Source organism: Glutamicibacter sp. JC586 (assembly GCF_009805585.1).
Taxonomy (GTDB): domain Bacteria; phylum Actinomycetota; class Actinomycetes; order Actinomycetales; family Micrococcaceae; genus Glutamicibacter.
This window is the reverse complement of sequence record NZ_VHIN01000010.1, coordinates 445009-461037: the sequence shown is the minus strand read 5'-3', so window position 1 is coordinate 461037 and position 16029 is coordinate 445009. Positions and strand designations below refer to the sequence as shown.

The following is a 16029-nucleotide window of genomic DNA, read 5'->3' as shown; positions in this document are numbered from 1 at the left end:
CAGCATCATCGTTAACGCGTTCGGCCCCAGATTCTCAGATCGGTCTGGGGCTTTTGCGTACCAAAATTGAGATCCCAGAAGAATAGATATATTCCCTGTTTGTTATGTCGCCGGTCACCAGAAAATCGGATTTAGCCCCAGAATCATGCCGATTGCATCACAAGAGCATGTGTGGTTCTCGACAATTCTCTTCCCCCAATTCAGCGGTTCGGAAATGATAGTTATTGCTGGAAGACGTGATGGAAATGAACTAGGAGCAACAGGTATGGCAACGATCCCTTTAGGTGAAGATATTCTTTTGGCGCGCCACGGTGCGAACATTCTCAAGCTTCGCCAGGATCGTAAAACCCGTTCAACCATCGCCGTTTTGCGTGATGGCCAAACCGACAGCGCTTCCAACTTGCTGACCGTCACCACGCCAGCGCTAAGCCCAGCCGCCAGCTTCACCCAGGGAGCCGTTCGCTACCTGAACGATGAAGCTGAAGTAAGCCGCGGTGAAGTCCGTTCGTTGGTCAAGATTTCCCTTGGCTTCAGTGCCGTCATGGGTATCGTCTTCGGTGGTCTGGTTTTGGCGCTGTACAAGGTCGGCGGCAATGAAGCGATCCAGTCTCTGGCCTATATGGGCGGAGCCCAGTAGGTTTTCACACTTCACGAGGTGGCGAGGTTCCAAGGCAACTTGGAAGCTCGCCATTTTTGCGTTGTAGATAAAACTTTGTCTACGGCACACGCTCATGACTATCGTTTTTCGCCGGTCTCGGGCATAGGATGACCTGAACTAGACGAACAAGGAGCGGGTCATGCGTTTTGTTTTGGAAGTTAACTTCGATACCGAAAACATGCAAGACAAGCCCCTAGAAGAGCTTCAGCGAATTCTGGGGGACTGGTCGCAAAGAATTGCTCTGTATCCACTAGAGCCAGGCTCTCAAGAAGACGTCTATGACTCACAGAATGAAGAGGTCGGCGAGTGGGCCGTGCTCGACGATTAGTCGCGACGTTTTGAAATCCAGCCGATCACATAGCCCAGAGCTAGGGTGATCACCAGAATCAGCCAGAGTGGCGCCGATGAATGAATGAAGAAGAACTCCACGCGCACATAGGTTAGGTTCTGCAGGATAAAGACCAGGGCAAGTACCACGAGTACGATGGCCGTGATTTGTTTGGTGTTCAGTGCAAATCGGCCTTGTTTACGCTCGGGATCAGTCATGATTTTTGCCTGCCTCTAAGAGCCCATCAACCATGGCAGTTAGCCCACGCTGAAATGAGTCATCGCTGGTGTTGATCTTAGTTTCGCGCTGTGCTGCCACCGCTTTGGTGAAGTGCGGGGTGAGATCTTGGTGGTTGCTGGTGTCGAAGATATCGTGAGGGGCTGCGGTGTCCATGGCTGAGCCAAAGATGAATGATTCCAAGGCCACGATGGTTGGAATGATGGCTTCTTCTTTCAAGCCGTAGCTCGTCAGTCCTTGTGCAACACGCTCATACATTTCTAACGTGCCTGGCGAATCAGAGACGGGCAATACGGCAATGATCGGGATTAGCGGGATGTGCCGACTGAAAATATTGCGGTAGTTCGTTGACCAAGAAATCAGAGCATCTCTTAGTGGCTTCGTATCAAAAACTGACGTATCTACCTCAGTCATGATCAGTTCCTGAATCCATTGCATCAGGGCATGCTTTGACTCTACGTGGTTGTACAAAGCGGATGGTGAAACACCTAATGATTTGGCTAGACGCTGCATAGTCAGCGATTCATAGCCATCATCGGAAACCAGTTCCAATGCGTTGACGGTGATACGTTCGCGGGTGAGTACCGCCGTGCGCGGGCGTCCAGCACGCCTGGTTCCAGATGCTGCCATTCGATCTCTCCCTGACGTGGGTTGCTTCACAACTCGATGTTCTTCCCCTATGCTATATGACAAGTAAATGAACTCAATTCATTTTATTGTTGGAGGAGTTAGTCATGGAACATCTACAGCGCGATGTTGTAGTCATCGGAGCCGGCCCATCGGGTCTGACCGCCGCCTATGAGCTGAGCAAGGCAGGCAAGTCGGTGGCGGTACTCGAAGCCCGCGATCGTGTCGGCGGACGGACCTGGACTGATCAGATGGACGGTGCGACCATCGAAATTGGTGGACAGTGGATCAGCCCAGACCAGACAGGCCTCTACTCGCTGATCAACGAGCTAGGCATCGAGACCTTTGAACGCTACAAGGCGGGCAAAAGCGTTTACCTCAACGAGTCGGGTGAAGCCATCGTCTATGAAGGCGAAGACTTCCCGGTCGCTGCCAACACCATTGCCGAAATGAACAAGCTCATCGGTGTCATGAATGATCTGGCCGCACAGATGAACCCAGATAAGCCATGGGACCACCCACAGGCACAGGAACTGGACATGATTTCCTTCCACCACTTCCTTCGCCAGAACTCTTCCGATGAACTAGCCTGCAAAAACGTTGGCCTGTTCATTGCCGGTGGCATGCTCACCAAACCAGCCCATACGTTCTCCGCACTTCAAGCAGTGCTCATGGCAGCCTCGGCAGGATCCTTCGACAACCTCGTTGATGAAGACTTCATCCTTGACCGCCGCATGGTCGGCACCATGCAGGGAGTGTCCAAGGAACTGGCCGCACGCCTTGGCGAAGAGATCATTTTCCTGAACAACCCAGTACTCAAACTGGAATGGAACGATCACGGCGTGGTGGCCCACGGTGAAACGGTCACCGTTTCGGCTTCAAAGGTAGTCCTGGCGGTGCCGCCTAATCTGTACTCACGTATCACCTACGTTCCCGCCCTGCCACGCAAGCAGCACGTCACCCACCAACACCAATCCATGGGCCTAGTGATCAAGGTGCACGCGGTTTACGAAACTCCATTCTGGCGTGAAGATGGCCTGTCCGGAACCTGCTTCGGCCCTGACGCATTGATCCAAGAAATCTACGACAACACCTACACCGGCGAGAGCACCGGCACCCTGGTTGGGTTCATCTCGGATCTGCGGGCCGACGAAATGTGGGAACTAGATGATGAGGCACGCCGACAGGCCATCTTGGAGGGCATCGCCGCATACCTGGGAGACAAAGCACTGGATCCAAAGGTGTTTTACCTCTCGGACTTCGCCGCCGAAGAATGGACCCGCGGAGCCTACGCCACCAGCTATGACCTAGGTGGACTGCACCGCTTTGGCCCGGTGCAGAACGATAATGTCGGCCCGATCTACTTCTCCTCTTCGGACCTTGCTGGTGAAGGCTACCAACACGTGGACGGGGCGGTGCGCATGGGCCGTCGTTCAGCTGCGCGCATCATTGCCGCGCTTGACGGAACCAGCTACGACGAGAACTACGACGGCGTGAAGACGTTGACCCCGGTAACAGAAAAGGTCAGTGCCTAAAGCATGAAACTACTGGTTGGTTACACCGCCGATGAGCGCGGAGCCGAAGCTATCGAATTAGCGAGCGCACTAGCGGCCGATACTGCTGAAGCACAATTGCATATCGCCATTGTGCTACCGGCCTCCGCGCCTTTCAACGCCGTCTATCCCGGGTCAGATCATGGGTATTCAACCATTCTATCCGCGCAAGTGGATCAATGGGCTGCGCAGGCGATGACTTTGGTTCCTGCTGGAATCAAAGCCACGGTGGTGGCCCAATCGGTGCCGTCGGTAGCCGAAGGTTTGATCGACTTGGCTCAACAATATGGTGTTGATGGCATCGTGCTCGGCGGGCGTAAACGTCACCGCGCAGGATTCTTTATGCCCGGGGCCATCGCCAACGCGTTGCTGCACTCCTCACCGGTTGCGGTGTTCATGTCCTCGCCCGCTGCGATCGATACGTTGCGCAACGCCAGCGGCAAGCTGCGCCGACTCACCGCCTTTGTAGGGGACCGGCCCGGAGCCAAGGACGTTGTTGAACTATCGGCAAAGTTGGCAGCGGCCCATGCGGTGGCATTGCGCGTAGTGACTTTGGTGTTGCCTCATGAAGTGCAAGAACCCGAGAAGAACCTCGACGCACACATAGCCGAAACTAACGGCTATCTTTCACAGCTCACCTCCCAGATGAATCTGGAGGTCAGTGTGGAAGTTGTCGTGGGGCGGAACCTTGATGAAGCGACTGCTCAGCTCTCCTGGCAAGACGGTGACCTCGCCTTGCTCGGTTCAGCACGTCTAGCTGCGGACCGCAGGCTCTTTATTGGTCCTAAAGCCCAACGAATCTTGGGCAAACTCTCCGTGCCCATGGGTGTCATCCCTAAGCCGGGAACAAGCAACTAACTCCACTTTTTAGAACCTGACGGAAGGGTGGCTCGGTACTTCTGACCGATGCACTTATCGCCTCACTAAAGCAAAAGGTAAACCAACATGTCGCAAGACTTGAGGCAGGATTCTCATCCTGCATCCACTGAAACCGGTTTGCACGAAAAGGGACTTTCCAAAGGCACCGTCGGTGTTTTGGGCCTGGTCGTTATCGGCATTTCAAGTATCGCCCCGGCCTACACTCTCACCGCGGGCCTCGGAGCAACGGTGGCCGAGGTCGGCACCAGCCTGCCAGCTATCTTGCTCGCTGGCTTCTTACCCATGCTGTTGGTGGCCTTGGGCTACCGCGAACTAAATAACGCCATGCCCGATTCTGGCACCTCGTTTACCTGGGCTACCCGCGCCTTCGGGCCGATGATCGGGTGGATGGGCGGTTGGGGCCTAGTCTCGGCCACCGTTATTGTTCTCTCAAACCTCGCCGCTGTGGCCGTTGATTTCTTTTACATTCTGCTCGCTCAGCTCACCGGGCATGATGAGATTGCGGAACTGACTACCAACCTGTGGATCAACATTCCCACCACGCTGGTGTTCATCGCTATCGCCGCGTTCATTTCCTATCGTGGCATGAACGCAACAAAAGTCTTCCAGTACGGACTGGTGGCCTTTCAAATTGCGGTGCTCTTACTCTTTGCGATCATGTCCTTCACCTCCAACCAGCCGTTCGACAGGACGCCTATTACTTTGGAGATGTTCAACCCGGCCGGTGTGGAAAGTTTCTCGGCGTTTGCAGCGGGCATCTCACTGTCCATCTTCGTTTTCTGGGGATGGGATGTCACTTTGACCATGAACGAAGAAACTACGGATCCTAAGAAGGTTCCCGGGCGCGGAGCTACCTGGACCGTACTGCTGATCATGGCGCTGTATGTGGCAGTATCGCTGGGTGTGCTCTATTGGGCAGGCGTTGGAACTACCGGCATGGGCGCAGGTAATCCAGAAAACCAAGAATCTATTTTCGCTGTGCTTTCCGGTCCTGTGATGGGTCCCTTGGCGTTGCTGATGTCCTTGGCCATTCTTTCCTCTTCGGCGGCCTCTCTTCAGTCCACCATGGTCTCGCCAGCGCGAACCCTGTTGGCCATGGGATACTACAAAGCCTTGCCGACCAGCTTCGCAAAGATCTCACCACGTTTCATGTCCCCATCTGTGGCTACCTTCGCCACAGCAGCTGCTGCAGCGTTGTTTTACGTGGTTACGCGCTTGGTATCCGAAAATGCGCTCTGGGATACGATCACCGCTTTGGGCCTGATGATCTGTTTCTACTACGGTCTGACTGCTCTGGCCTGTGTCTGGTATTTCCGTGCAGAGCTGTTCTCCAACGCCCGCAACGTCATCTTCAAATTCCTCGCACCATTAATTGGTGGCCTGGTTCTGCTGGTGCTGTTCTTTGCTACCGCCATTGAATCGATGGATCCTGACTACGGTTCAGGTTCAAGCATTGGGGGAGTCGGGATGGTCTTCATCTTGGGCGTAGGGGTCTTGCTGTTGGGAGTTGTGGTCATGATTTACATGCGAATTAAGCAGCCGGCCTTCTTCAAAGGCGAAACGATCAAAACCTATCAGCCGATCAAGTAATCAACTGAAGAATCGATGATATTGAACCACCCACGAAACACCTTGTGGGTGGTTCAATAGGTTCATGGCTAACTCGGTACTTTTCATCTGCTCACGCAATGCCGGCAAATCTCAAATGGCGGCCGCACTCATGGACTACATCTCCGGCGGAACGATCACCAGCTATTCGGCGGGCACCAACCCCGGAACGGGGATCAATCAAGAAGCCGTGGCTTCGCTCGCGCAGTCCGGTGCTGACATGTCCGGCGGAACTCCAAAGCCTATCGACTCGAAGGTGGTTGAGCAGGTGGATCGAGTCATCATCTTGGGAACAGATGCACACCCAAATTTTGAAGCCTCGGTGACTACCGAACGATGGGTGACCTATGAGCCAAGCGAAGACGGGATCACCGGCAGCGAGCGAATGAATCTGATTCGCGACGAAATCGCCGAGAGGGTGCGCGAACTCTTCCACGAGATGGAGCAGTAACAATTTCTACAAAACTTCGTCGCGATGGCGCGACTGCATGGTGGCTACCTGGAATCTGTCTAGTACTGACCGGGTGGTGCGCCAATCAGTATGTTTCACTGATCAACTGGTACCAACAGTTCCGCCAGCTCAGCGAATTTGAAGCAATGCTAGTGATGGGCAGCTATTTGCTGGGCATGATTCCAGCACTGGCCCTGGGCGGACCACTGACCGATCGGTTCGGACGCAAACTCTTCTCGCTAGTGGCCCTGAGTAGCTCGGTGCTTGGCTCATTGGTGATGATCTACGGCTCACTGAATGTTGCTGGTCTCTATGCGGGGCGGGTTTTTACCGGCTTGGGCATGGGTCTAGCCATGGTGGCCATTACGAGCTGGGTGAAGTTCCTGAGTCCTGGCACCGCCGGGGCAACACGTGCCGCCCTGTGTACCTCGTTGGGATTTGCGGTAGGCCCGGTCATTTCTGGAATTGTCGTGGGCATCAGCGCGCACCCCGAAATCGCCTACCTGATTCATGCGCTCGCGGCCATGGCTTGGCTGGTTTTGATCATAGTGAGCTCCGAAGAGCCTGTAGCGCAGCAGCCTCGAATTGACCCACGTATGGCCGAACCTTCGGCAGGTACAACGACTTCGGCGAACCTGAGACGGTTCTATCGAGTGGTCCTTCCGGCTGCCCCATGGGTCTTTGGTATGGCAGCCACCGGCTTCGCTGTGGTGCCAGCCCTCAGTGATGGAGCCGGTGGATCAAACCTGTTCTATTCCACAATTGCCGTAGCAGTAACCATGGGTATGGGCACGGTGATTCAACCGTTGGTCCGGCGGTTCAACGATGTTCGTAAAGTCTGGTTGCTTCTGGCTGGCTTAGGCACGGCGATGATTGCGCTTTTGCTGATGATTGTTGTTTCGCTGAGCGGGTCGCAACTCTTAGGTGTGCTCACCTTTGTGATTGCTGGCTGCGCCAACGGTATCCTGCTGGTGGCAGGACTCAGCCAGGTTTTAGACCTTGCCGGACCAGCCGACCTAGGAAAACTCACCGGTCGGTTCTACATGGTCTGCTTTATCGGGTTTACCTTCCCGACTCTCTTTGCGATGTGGCGGTTGATTGCAGCCCCCGAGATATTTATCGGAATCTTGGCGGTGCTTTGCGCGCTGTCCATGGCGCAGGTCTACCGTGCACGCCATGAACTGCCAAAGACCGGAGTAGAGCAGCTACGGTTCTAGTGCTTATCCTTGCTCAGCTTCTTGAGTAGCTCAGTGGTGCGAAACGGGATCACATCGCGAAGAATCATCGAGGTCGAGGTGCGGGTGATGCCCGGGCACAGCCGGATCTCTTCACTGACACGGTAGAGATCATCTGGATCGGTCGCAGAGACTCGAATCAATAGGTCAGTGTCGCCGGCCGGCGCAACACATTCGAGAACCTCAGGGATCTGACGCAAGGCAGCAATGGCCTCATTCAAATTGGCTTGGTTCAATTCGGCACTGACAAAGGCGCTGACCCCGCGACCCAATGATGCTGGCAAGATGCGAGCAGTGTTGGGGCGCAATGCGCCAGAGTGCGCCAGTCGTTCCAAACGGGTTTGTACGGTGCCGCGAGCCAGACCAAGTTGCTGAGCAAGCATCATGATAGGAACACGTGGATCTGCATCGAGCGCCAACAGGATACGTCGGTCGGTTTCATCGAGCTGATACGTATCCGGATTCATAAACTAGTCTCCTGTGACAGGTTGTGGTGCGCGTGCGTAAGTACCTTCTTAGGATTTTAGTCAATATGACCAGTTACGCCCAAATGTGTTGCGCGGTCTGCCCGATTATATTGCGCACACTCCGGTCTTCGTCACAGGAATAACGGAGGTAATTTCAACCAGAACCCTTGTCCACATCATCGTGCTCCGTCGCCTCTGGGAGACAAACCGAAGTACGCTATTGCTATGAGGTTTATGCGCTTGGAAGATGTGGCTGAGGAGCTTAACGTAAAGCTTCCGCAAGTCCGCGCCCTAGTAAAAAGCGGCGAGCTACCGGCAATCCAAATTGGAGGTCGTGGCATGTGGCGCGTGGAACGCGTGGAGCTGGAAAACTATATCCAGCAGCGCTATGCCCAAGCCCGTGAAGAGATCGCCAGCGATTCTGAAATCTAAAACTCTGCGCTGTTTTGCACATACAGAGTCAATGCGTCGCGAACTAGTTCCGCGTAACCGCCATAATTCTTAGTAAACCGTTGATCACTCACGTACATGTCAGCCAACGCCAGAACATAGGCGCTTCGCTGTGCGGGATCTTCTGAAGCAAGCGGAGTGCCTGGTGCAGTATTGAGCCACTGCACATGTCGGGCGGCGAGCCGTTGGGCGGTAGCGCTTTCGGGGGCTACCTGATTTTTCCCCGCAGTAATCCATGCGGAGTTCAGCTCTTTGACCTGGGCAATGAATTCGGCCTGTTCGGACTTGTTCTTCCCGCGCCACCAGCGGTTTGAATCGTTGTAGGCCTTGGCGCCCCACCGTTCGGTGATTTCGTTTTTGTACTGTTCGTTGAAGCCGTCAAAGCTTTCTTCGGGGTTCATGCTGACTCCTGTTTCTAGTGACTTAATAGTGTTGTTCAATGCGGTGATCTGCCGGTTGAGTCTGTGCCGTTGTTCTTCCAAGACCTTCACATGCTCGCCAAGCGCTTCGACCTCGTCGCGCTGTTCGTTAAGAATCTGCGCGATGCTCTCCAAACTCAATCCCATATCTCGCAACAGTAGGATCCGTTGCAATTGCACCAGCTGGCGCTGCTCGTAGTAGCGATAGCCATTGACAGCCACATGATGAGGTGTGAATAGACCGATGTGGTCGTAGTGGCGCAGCGTACGGCTACTGATACCGGCGATGCGCGAAACCTGTGCAATCGAGAGTTCAGGGTTTGTGGCGAAGTGTGATGATGGCTCCATGACTTACAAGCTACAGGTTGACGTAACGTCAAGGTCAACCCCATGAGCTAACTTCAGCGAGGCTAGTTCCATGATTCATCGTTCGCGGCAATTTGGTGGATATTTCACGCACTTCTAGAATGTCATTGATCATATTGACTACTTAGTTGCTTGTCGGTTGCGCAGAGTGATTTATGTGTTATTTAATGTACTCAGACGACGTTGGAAAGGCTATCGCTGAACCAACTACGACCTAACGCCCTTGCAGACCACCCATATCTGCATGGCTAATGATGTTCGGGCCACCCAAGCCAGGACCTGGTGAAAAACTTGAGAGACGGCTCGTGAAGGCTCCACCGCGGTGGAACTCTCACGAGCCGTCTTTTTTAGTCCGGTCACCGAAACGGTCAACATACCTCGCGCCTTTCGCCAAAGCATTCGCTTGGCTCTGGAACAATGAGCCCGTAGGAACATGAAGGAGTGAAGTGGGTTCAATGAGACGCGTCTGGCAAAACTGGTGGATGCAGCTGGTTGGTGGAATTTTGGTGGCGGCTATCGCCGTCTTGCCATGGCTGTGGATCGGTGAAAAGGACCGCTCGATACTGCCGCTGGCTAAAGATGATGCCCTTGGACTCATTGTCGTATTTACACTGACTGCACTGTTGGGTAGTTGGTGCGTGCGGCGTCTAGGACGCGGACGAACCAGCTTTGCGGTACTCACCGCGGTGGGTATGTTCTTGGGCATGCTCGCGTTGGGTGCCCAAGGGATTCAAGCAACAAATCCCGATGCATTCACTGGTCACCTGACTAAGGCAACGGTGCACCAGCTGTGGGTCTTCGGATCCCTGTTGGTGCTGAGTCAAGCGTGGTATTTCCTCAGCGCGAAATTGCGATTACCGGTGGCAACATTGTTCTACGCAGGGCTCACGGTGAGCCTTGGTTACTGGTTGCAGATCGTCGCTTCGTTAGTAGCAGGGGCACAGTCGTATTACATTTATCTAGGCTATGCCGGAGCGCTAGTTTTGGGGCTGATCCTCGGATTTGTTGGCTTCCTGCGAGCTTCGAATTTGATCTTTTGGGTGCTGGCCCTAGCGATTCAATGGGTGATGCCGGCGGTGGTGGACAGCGCTGCACGAGCCATTCAATCTCAGACTGGTTTTGCCAAGGGGCTGCAGAGCTTTGGTAGGAGTTTCAATGCATCGGTTCTTGAAACCGAATGGCAAACGCCACTGGTGATTAGTTTGGCTACAGCCATGCTCACTAGTGTCATCCTGTTGATCGTGCGTAAGGTCCGTCGCCGCTAAGACCTAGAATGAACTCATGGATGAACTGCGCGAACGCGAGCTGGATGAATTGGTCCAACCCATCATTTTGAGGATCGATAAAGAAGATCCATCAACTGAGGATGAGGGGCTCTCAGCAGTGTCTCGGGCCGCGGTCATCGCTTACCTGCAAGATCCGCAGAACCCCGACTGGCAGAAGTGGGCCCGGCAGGCCTTCGCCAAATCAGTACGCAGGGCCAATCCTAAAATGTTCGCCAAGGTACTAGAAATGTTCCCGGAGCAAATGGTCAGTGAAGTTGGTAAAGCTCAAGCTGTTGGGTTGCCACCACTTCCGGCCGCGGATCTGCCCAAGCTCATCGCCAAACTCCAGGTCTCAGGAACGCAGCTACCTAAAAGCGATGAAGTTCTTGACGCCAAAGTTGTTATCGCGGTGAATGCCTCTCTGGAAATGTCCACGGGCAAAGCGGCAGCCCAGTGCGCTCACGCGTTGTTCGCCTGGCTGACCGAAACTACCGGGGAGGATATTGAAGGGTGGCTCAAAATTCACGCACCGGTGGGCATTCGGCATCTGCCACGTAAAGACTTTGAAGCATTGTCTCGTAGGGCAAGCGGCCCGGTGATCCAGGACGCCGGTCGCACAGAAATAGAGCCTGGCTCCACCACCGCCTTTGTTATCGTTCAGGCGGAGTAGTTAGACGAGTTGCCAGTCTGCTATTTCGGACAGGTGCTGAATCCTCGCTCTGGCTCAGGTGCCCAGATTCTGGTCTGCTAGTGACATGGGCGAAACACCAGCATCGCAGCAGATTGTAGTTGACCGACCAGCGCCAGAATGGGGCGGTCGAATTGACGGCGAAGAACCAGAGCACACTCGATGGCATCAGCACATTGCGCACGAACGCCAACAGAATCTCGCAGGTGCTATCGCGCTCATTGGTTTCTGCTCTGATGCGGGGGTGCTGCGCAATCAGGGGCGTGTGGGTGCATTTGATGGGCCTGAAAGTTTGCGCGCTGCCCTGAGTCCAATGGCGATTCATAGTCAACGTCAACTCGTGGACTGCGGTGACATCGTGGTGAGCGGTGATGAATTGGAAAGTGGTCAAGACCGTTTGGCCCGCGCGGTCGCTCAAACGCTAGAGGCTGGCGCGCTGCCGATCATTCTCGGTGGCGGGCATGAAACCGCCTATGGAACCGGCAGTGGACTGGTGCAGTTTTTGGCTCGGTATCCTTCGCAGCGCGTAGGCATTCTGAATCTTGATGCACACTTTGATCTTCGCGAGGAACCGCGACGCAGTAGTGGGACCCCCTTCTTGGATCTTGTTGGTTTGATGAAGGAATTAGGTCGAGACTTTAGATACGCGGTGCTGGGCATAAGCCGCCCAAATAACACGGCGGCACTTTTTGCTCAGGCTGAGAAATTGGGGGTTAGCTACCTGCTTGATGAGCAGTGTCAGCTGGAGAAAGCACAGGACTTCGTTAGCCGGTTCATGGGTCGTATTGATGCGTTGTATTTGACCATTGACTTGGATGTTCTTCCTGCCAGCGTCGCGCCTGGGGTCAGTGCTCCAGCGGGATTTGGAGTAGCCTACGAGGTTATCAGCGAAGTGTGCCGGCAGGTGGCTGACAGCGGAAAACTTGCGGTGGCGGATGTTGTTGAACTGAACCCTAAATTTGATGTTGATGCGCGAACTGCTAGGAGTGCAGCGCGACTCATTTACGACCTCTCAATGAGAAAGTGACGTCTTGAGATTGATTGTTTGACCCCTCAAACATTATCCTGTGAGTGAGCGAAGTTAATCGCTCGCGTTCTTCCGCGATGAGGCAGTCGTAACGCTGAGAAGTTCAGGATCTGAGGTCGGTAGTGCTCAAGGTAACTGGTCGTCATAGGCCATCGCGCTGGATGGCTTTGCTGGTGGTGCCATTACTACTACTCTCCGCGGGGTGCACCACCCAAGACGGCTCATCGATGGAACCTACGGCCCAACACGACTCGCGCCCGGTAGTCATCACAACATTCACCGTATTGCAGGACATCGCCCAAAACGTCGCCGGTGAGCACCTCCGGGTGGAATCGTTAACTCGCCTCGGAGCGGAAATTCACGGATATGAACCAACACCAGATAACCTTCGTCGTGCTGCACAAGCCGATTTGATCTTGGATAACGGGCTGAATCTTGAAGCGTGGTTTGCCCAATTTGTTCAGGAGAATCCTGCGCCACACATCACCGTCAGCCAGAACATCAAACCTATTGGAATCGTTCAAGGCGAAGGGGCTGGCAAACCAAATCCGCACGCTTGGATGAGCCCTTCCAACGTCCAAAAATACGTCAGCGTCATGGCACATTCCTTCAGCGAGATCGATCCAGAGCACGCGCAGGACTATCAAGCCAACGCCAAAAAATATCAGGCCAAGTTGCAAAAAGTCCAAGATGATCTCGCCAGAGAACTTCAAACCATCCCAGCCCAACAGCGCGTCTTGGTCAGCTGCGAAGGAGCCTTTAGCTATCTGGCCAGGGACGCGGGACTCAAGGAAAAATACCTCTGGGCGGTCAACGCAGAGTCTCAAGCTACTCCACGCAAGGTGGCATCCACCATTGACTACGTTCGAGAGAATCAAGTGACGGCTGTCTTCTGCGAGTCGACCGTTTCAGATGCGGCAATGCAACGCGTGGTTGAATCTACCGATGCGCAATTTGGCGGAACTCTTTACGTGGACTCGCTCTCCGAAGCCGACGGTCCAGTACCTACTTACTTAGATTTGATCACCCACGATACTCAGCTCATTGCCATAGCCTTGAAAGGCCAAAGATGATGACCACTAAAGATTTGGCTCCGCTGGCCGTCAACGTGCTTGACGCAACGGTCCACTACGGGCCGGTGCAAGCTCTAGATCGGGCCTCACTGCAGCTGGTTCAAGGAACTGTCTGCGGGTTGGTAGGCATGAACGGCTCTGGAAAATCCACGCTCTTCAAAACGATCATGGGACAGATCAAACCCGATACCGGAACTGTCCAGGTGGGAGGGACTGACCCGCTGCAGGCACGCAAAAGTGGCAAGTTAGCCTATGTTCCACAAAGCGAAGCGGTGGATTGGAGCTTCCCTATTTCGGTGCGCGATGTGGTGATGACCGGACGCTACGGCCAGATGGGTTTCAGCCGTCGGGCGAAGAAAAAGGACCACGAGGCAGTGAACGAAGCACTCGAACGTGTAGAGCTCACTGAATATGCTCACCGACAGATTGGGCAACTCTCCGGTGGACAGAAAAAGCGTGCCTTTGTGGCTCGGTGTATCGCTCAAGGTGCAAGCATCATGCTGCTTGATGAACCTTTTGCAGGCGTGGACAAACGAAGTGAAGCAACTATCACAACACTCCTGCGTGAAATTGCTGACGAGGGTGGAAGCGTTCTGATCTCCACCCATGATCTGCAGGCCTTGCCTGAGTTGGCAGACGAAGCGGTGCTGTTGATGCGCAAGGTACTGATGCACGGTCCACCTGAAGTTGTCTTGAAAGCAGAAAACCTAGCGATGGCCTTCGGGCTGGACCCAATGAAACGAGATGCGTCATGAATCTATTGGAGTTGCTCGCTGAGCCCCTGAGCTACACGTTCATGATCAGAGCTCTGTCCGTTACTGTCATCGCTTCGGTTCTCTGCGCGGTGCTTTCTTGCTGGTTGGTGCTCATCGGTTGGTCGTTGATGGGAGACGCTGTCTCTCATGCGGTGCTACCCGGAGTTGTCTTGGCCTATATCGTTGGTGCGCCCTTCGCCCTGGGCGCGTTGATCTTTGGCTTCCTTGCTGTTGCCCTCATCGGGGGCGTACGAGATACAACCAAGTTGAAGGAAGATGCAGCCATTGGCATTGTCTTCACCACGCTGTTTTCCTTCGGGTTAGTCCTGATTTCTGTGACTCCCAGCCACATCGATTTGAACCACATCATCTTCGGAAACCTACTCGGAGTCTCCTCAAGTGACTTGTGGCAAGTATTGATACTGGGCGCAGTCACATTGGCGATTCTGATCTTCAAACGCAAAGACTTTACGTTGTACGCCTTTGATCAAACCCACGCCCATGCGTTGGGTATGAACCCACGTTTGATTGGAGCCGCTTTGCTGGGACTTCTTGCCATGACTTCCGTGGTTGCTCTGCAAGCGGTGGGCGTGATCTTGGTGGTGGCCATGCTGATCATCCCGGGAGCAACGGCCTTCTTGCTAACCGATAAGTTCTCAAAAATGTTGGTTATCGCGCCAATGCTAGCTGCTGCTGCCGGAGTTTTGGGTGTCTACGTCAGTTATTTCTTGGATGCATCAACCGGCGGGATGGTGGTGCTGGCGCAGGGACTGATCTTTACTGTTTTCTACTTGTTTAGTCCTAGGCAAGGATTGATTGCCACGAGAATTGCCACAAAAAACCGGCGAAAGTCCTTGGTCTCTGTGCCCTGAAGCAAAATTCCTGCAGGGGCAGAAAAATGGCGGAGGTATGAACCTCCGCCATTATCTAGTGATCCTTATACGCGCCAACGAAGCTTTCCGTTAGCGTCGTATTTGCAGGTGTATAGCTTGCCCGCCTTAGACTTGCCGCGCTTACCCTTATCAACGTTCTTGCAGTAGGAACCTGGATGAACTGTGCCTTTGACGGTGGCAGGTGCCTTGGAAGTTTTCTTCTTAGGCGTCGCCTTCGGAGCAGAACCCCCTGGCTTGACGGTAGTAACCTTGGCGCCCTTTTGGTTCTTGCATGTGTTGAGCACCTTGGTCATGGCGTTCTTCTCGGCTTTGGTTACCGACAACGCGTACTTTTTCTTGACGCTAATTTGTGTAGCTACGTATTGGCAACGGAAGCTTTTGTTCTTCGGCAACCATTCGGCGGTATTCTTCTCGCCCTTCTGCCGGTTAGCCGATGCATCTGCCGCGATGAGGTTCAGCGGATCGTTGGCTAGGGCCTGACGCTGAGACTGCGAAAGCTTCTGTCCGCCGGAAATCCAAGCATTCTTCAGGGCAACAACGTGGTCAATATCGACGCTGCCTGACTTGACCTTCCAATTAATCCGCTTGTTGGTGTACTTGTCGTTTAGGGTTCCCGAAGCAACGGTGCACTTCTTGCGGTCCTTAAATTTGACCTTAGACATGTCTCGCGACAAGGTGTCTTGACGTTCGTCGCATTTGTCACCGTCAAAGTCTTTCCAACCATTACCGAATTTTTTATTTCGGTTGTAACCGGTGGCGGCTGCCTTTCCCTTCACTGGAAGAGACTTGAGCATGACTGTTGCTTTGGGGCCGGTGAGTTTGGCCCCAGCGCTGACCTTTTTAGAGCTGGTAGCAGCTCGCTCGACGATCAGGGCCTGGCTCGAAACCAGTGGTGCGGGAACTGCGTTTTTGGCAGGCGAGGACGAATAGGAATCCGTCGGTGTAGTACATCCGGCGAGTACCAGAATCCCTGCACAGAGCAGGGCAAAGAGTTTCCTTGGCAAGGTGATGACTTTCGGCAAGAAGGAATACGAGTGATGCCAAACCTCA

General features: G+C 54.0%; 19 protein-coding genes. 14 read left to right on the top strand and 5 right to left on the bottom strand.

The window, feature by feature from the left end; genetic code table 11:
• The first annotated feature begins 265 nt into the window (after nucleotides 1–265).
• The gene (locus FJV47_RS10105) at nucleotides 266–637 is read left to right on the top strand and encodes a hypothetical protein (RefSeq protein ID WP_159612536.1); all 372 of its coding nucleotides are present in this window, start codon (nucleotides 266–268) and stop codon (nucleotides 635–637) included.
• 160 nt (nucleotides 638–797) lie between these two features.
• Nucleotides 798–986 carry a hypothetical protein gene (locus FJV47_RS10100; RefSeq protein ID WP_159612534.1) on the top strand — a complete coding sequence of 63 codons (189 nt, stop codon included), beginning with the start codon at nucleotides 798–800 and terminating at the stop codon, nucleotides 984–986.
• On the opposite strand, the gene FJV47_RS10095 is transcribed toward FJV47_RS10100, so the two are convergent.
• Together FJV47_RS10095 and FJV47_RS10090 are read right to left on the bottom strand one after the other, a co-directional pair.
• On the bottom strand, nucleotides 983–1204 hold the full coding sequence (locus FJV47_RS10095; protein WP_159612532.1) for a lipopolysaccharide assembly protein LapA domain-containing protein: 222 nt from the start codon (nucleotides 1202–1204) through the stop codon (nucleotides 983–985). The genes FJV47_RS10100 and FJV47_RS10095 overlap by 4 nt on opposite strands.
• Nucleotides 1197–1853, bottom strand: a complete 657-nt coding sequence (locus FJV47_RS10090) for a TetR/AcrR family transcriptional regulator (RefSeq protein WP_159612530.1) — start codon at nucleotides 1851–1853, stop codon at nucleotides 1197–1199. The genes FJV47_RS10095 and FJV47_RS10090 overlap by 8 nt, the downstream gene beginning before the upstream one ends.
• A gap of 104 nt (nucleotides 1854–1957) precedes the next feature.
• Here FJV47_RS10090 and FJV47_RS10085 point away from each other — a divergent pair, with 104 nt between their 5' ends.
• The 5 genes from FJV47_RS10085 (at nucleotide 1958) to FJV47_RS10065 (ending at nucleotide 7558) form a co-directional block, all read left to right on the top strand.
• On the top strand, nucleotides 1958–3385 hold the full coding sequence (locus tag FJV47_RS10085; RefSeq protein ID WP_159612528.1) for an NAD(P)/FAD-dependent oxidoreductase: 1428 nt from the start codon (nucleotides 1958–1960) through the stop codon (nucleotides 3383–3385).
• Nucleotides 3386–3388: 3 nt separating this feature from the next.
• Complete coding sequence (locus FJV47_RS10080; protein ID WP_159612526.1) at nucleotides 3389–4261, top strand: universal stress protein; 873 nt, start codon at nucleotides 3389–3391, stop codon at nucleotides 4259–4261.
• 87 nt (nucleotides 4262–4348) lie between these two features.
• Entirely contained in the window at nucleotides 4349–5872 is a 1524-nt protein-coding gene (locus tag FJV47_RS10075; RefSeq protein WP_159612524.1) for an APC family permease, read from the top strand.
• Between the two features lie 64 nt (nucleotides 5873–5936).
• A complete protein-coding gene (locus FJV47_RS10070; protein WP_159612522.1) occupies nucleotides 5937–6341 on the top strand; it encodes a low molecular weight phosphatase family protein in 405 nt (134 codons plus the stop codon).
• 2 nt (nucleotides 6342–6343) lie between these two features.
• Entirely contained in the window at nucleotides 6344–7558 is a 1215-nt protein-coding gene (locus tag FJV47_RS10065; protein ID WP_159613146.1) for an MFS transporter, read from the top strand.
• Here the strand turns inward: FJV47_RS10065 and FJV47_RS10060 are convergent.
• Nucleotides 7555–8043 (bottom strand): Lrp/AsnC family transcriptional regulator, encoded by a 489-nt coding sequence (locus tag FJV47_RS10060; protein WP_159612520.1) that lies wholly within the window; start codon nucleotides 8041–8043, stop codon nucleotides 7555–7557. The two genes, FJV47_RS10065 and FJV47_RS10060, sit on opposite strands and share 4 nt — an antisense overlap.
• Before the next feature lie 234 nt (nucleotides 8044–8277).
• Here FJV47_RS10060 and FJV47_RS10055 point away from each other — a divergent pair, with 234 nt between their 5' ends.
• Entirely contained in the window at nucleotides 8278–8475 is a 198-nt protein-coding gene (locus FJV47_RS10055) for a helix-turn-helix domain-containing protein (RefSeq protein WP_159613144.1), read from the top strand.
• On the opposite strand, the gene FJV47_RS10050 is transcribed toward FJV47_RS10055, so the two are convergent.
• A complete protein-coding gene (locus tag FJV47_RS10050) occupies nucleotides 8472–9260 on the bottom strand; it encodes a MerR family transcriptional regulator (RefSeq protein ID WP_159612518.1) in 789 nt (262 codons plus the stop codon). The two genes, FJV47_RS10055 and FJV47_RS10050, sit on opposite strands and share 4 nt — an antisense overlap.
• Nucleotides 9261–9724: 464 nt before the next feature.
• Here FJV47_RS10050 and FJV47_RS10045 point away from each other — a divergent pair, with 464 nt between their 5' ends.
• The 6 genes from FJV47_RS10045 to FJV47_RS10020 all read left to right on the top strand — a co-directional run bounded on the left by FJV47_RS10045 (nucleotide 9725) and on the right by FJV47_RS10020 (nucleotide 14958).
• Nucleotides 9725–10543, top strand: coding sequence for a hypothetical protein (locus FJV47_RS10045; protein WP_159612516.1), 819 nt, complete (start codon nucleotides 9725–9727; stop codon nucleotides 10541–10543).
• 16 nt (nucleotides 10544–10559) lie between these two features.
• Nucleotides 10560–11213: an aminoacyl-tRNA hydrolase gene (locus FJV47_RS10040; protein WP_159612514.1), complete on the top strand. Its 654-nt coding sequence runs from the start codon at nucleotides 10560–10562 to the stop codon at nucleotides 11211–11213.
• 85 nt (nucleotides 11214–11298) lie between these two features.
• Nucleotides 11299–12258 carry a formimidoylglutamase gene (gene hutG / locus FJV47_RS10035; protein ID WP_159612512.1) on the top strand — a complete coding sequence of 320 codons (960 nt, stop codon included), beginning with the start codon at nucleotides 11299–11301 and terminating at the stop codon, nucleotides 12256–12258.
• A 161-nt stretch (nucleotides 12259–12419) separates the two neighbouring features.
• A complete protein-coding gene (locus FJV47_RS10030; RefSeq protein ID WP_159613142.1) occupies nucleotides 12420–13331 on the top strand; it encodes a metal ABC transporter substrate-binding protein in 912 nt (303 codons plus the stop codon).
• Nucleotides 13331–14086, top strand: a complete 756-nt coding sequence (locus FJV47_RS10025) for a metal ABC transporter ATP-binding protein (protein WP_159613140.1) — start codon at nucleotides 13331–13333, stop codon at nucleotides 14084–14086. The genes FJV47_RS10030 and FJV47_RS10025 overlap by 1 nt, the downstream gene beginning before the upstream one ends.
• A complete protein-coding gene (locus tag FJV47_RS10020; protein ID WP_159612510.1) occupies nucleotides 14083–14958 on the top strand; it encodes a metal ABC transporter permease in 876 nt (291 codons plus the stop codon). Before FJV47_RS10025 ends, FJV47_RS10020 begins: the two co-directional genes overlap by 4 nt.
• A gap of 65 nt (nucleotides 14959–15023) precedes the next feature.
• On the opposite strand, the gene FJV47_RS10015 is transcribed toward FJV47_RS10020, so the two are convergent.
• Entirely contained in the window at nucleotides 15024–15983 is a 960-nt protein-coding gene (locus tag FJV47_RS10015; protein WP_159612508.1) for an HNH endonuclease family protein, read from the bottom strand.
• Nucleotides 15984–16029: the final 46 nt, after the last annotated feature.

Excerpts from the sequence above, each read along its gene's own strand:
- FJV47_RS10085 (WP_159612528.1), top strand. The coding sequence starts at position 1,958 with ATGGAACATCTACAGCGCGATGTTGTAGTCATCGGAGCCGGCCCATCG.
- FJV47_RS10055 (WP_159613144.1), top strand. The coding sequence starts at position 8,278 with ATGCGCTTGGAAGATGTGGCTGAGGAGCTTAACGTAAAGCTTCCGCAA.
- FJV47_RS10060 (WP_159612520.1), bottom strand. The coding sequence starts at position 8,043 with ATGAATCCGGATACGTATCAGCTCGATGAAACCGACCGACGTATCCTG.
- FJV47_RS10105 (WP_159612536.1), top strand. The coding sequence starts at position 266 with ATGGCAACGATCCCTTTAGGTGAAGATATTCTTTTGGCGCGCCACGGT.
- FJV47_RS10030 (WP_159613142.1), top strand. The coding sequence starts at position 12,420 with ATGGCTTTGCTGGTGGTGCCATTACTACTACTCTCCGCGGGGTGCACC.
- FJV47_RS10100 (WP_159612534.1), top strand. The coding sequence starts at position 798 with ATGCGTTTTGTTTTGGAAGTTAACTTCGATACCGAAAACATGCAAGAC.
- FJV47_RS10020 (WP_159612510.1), top strand. The coding sequence starts at position 14,083 with ATGAATCTATTGGAGTTGCTCGCTGAGCCCCTGAGCTACACGTTCATG.
- FJV47_RS10040 (WP_159612514.1), top strand. The coding sequence starts at position 10,560 with ATGGATGAACTGCGCGAACGCGAGCTGGATGAATTGGTCCAACCCATC.
- hutG (WP_159612512.1), top strand. The coding sequence starts at position 11,299 with ATGGGCGAAACACCAGCATCGCAGCAGATTGTAGTTGACCGACCAGCG.
- FJV47_RS10070 (WP_159612522.1), top strand. The coding sequence starts at position 5,937 with ATGGCTAACTCGGTACTTTTCATCTGCTCACGCAATGCCGGCAAATCT.
- FJV47_RS10050 (WP_159612518.1), bottom strand. The coding sequence starts at position 9,260 with ATGGAGCCATCATCACACTTCGCCACAAACCCTGAACTCTCGATTGCA.
- FJV47_RS10075 (WP_159612524.1), top strand. The coding sequence starts at position 4,349 with ATGTCGCAAGACTTGAGGCAGGATTCTCATCCTGCATCCACTGAAACC.
- FJV47_RS10090 (WP_159612530.1), bottom strand. The coding sequence starts at position 1,853 with ATGGCAGCATCTGGAACCAGGCGTGCTGGACGCCCGCGCACGGCGGTA.
- FJV47_RS10025 (WP_159613140.1), top strand. The coding sequence starts at position 13,331 with ATGACCACTAAAGATTTGGCTCCGCTGGCCGTCAACGTGCTTGACGCA.
- FJV47_RS10095 (WP_159612532.1), bottom strand. The coding sequence starts at position 1,204 with ATGACTGATCCCGAGCGTAAACAAGGCCGATTTGCACTGAACACCAAA.
- FJV47_RS10080 (WP_159612526.1), top strand. The coding sequence starts at position 3,389 with ATGAAACTACTGGTTGGTTACACCGCCGATGAGCGCGGAGCCGAAGCT.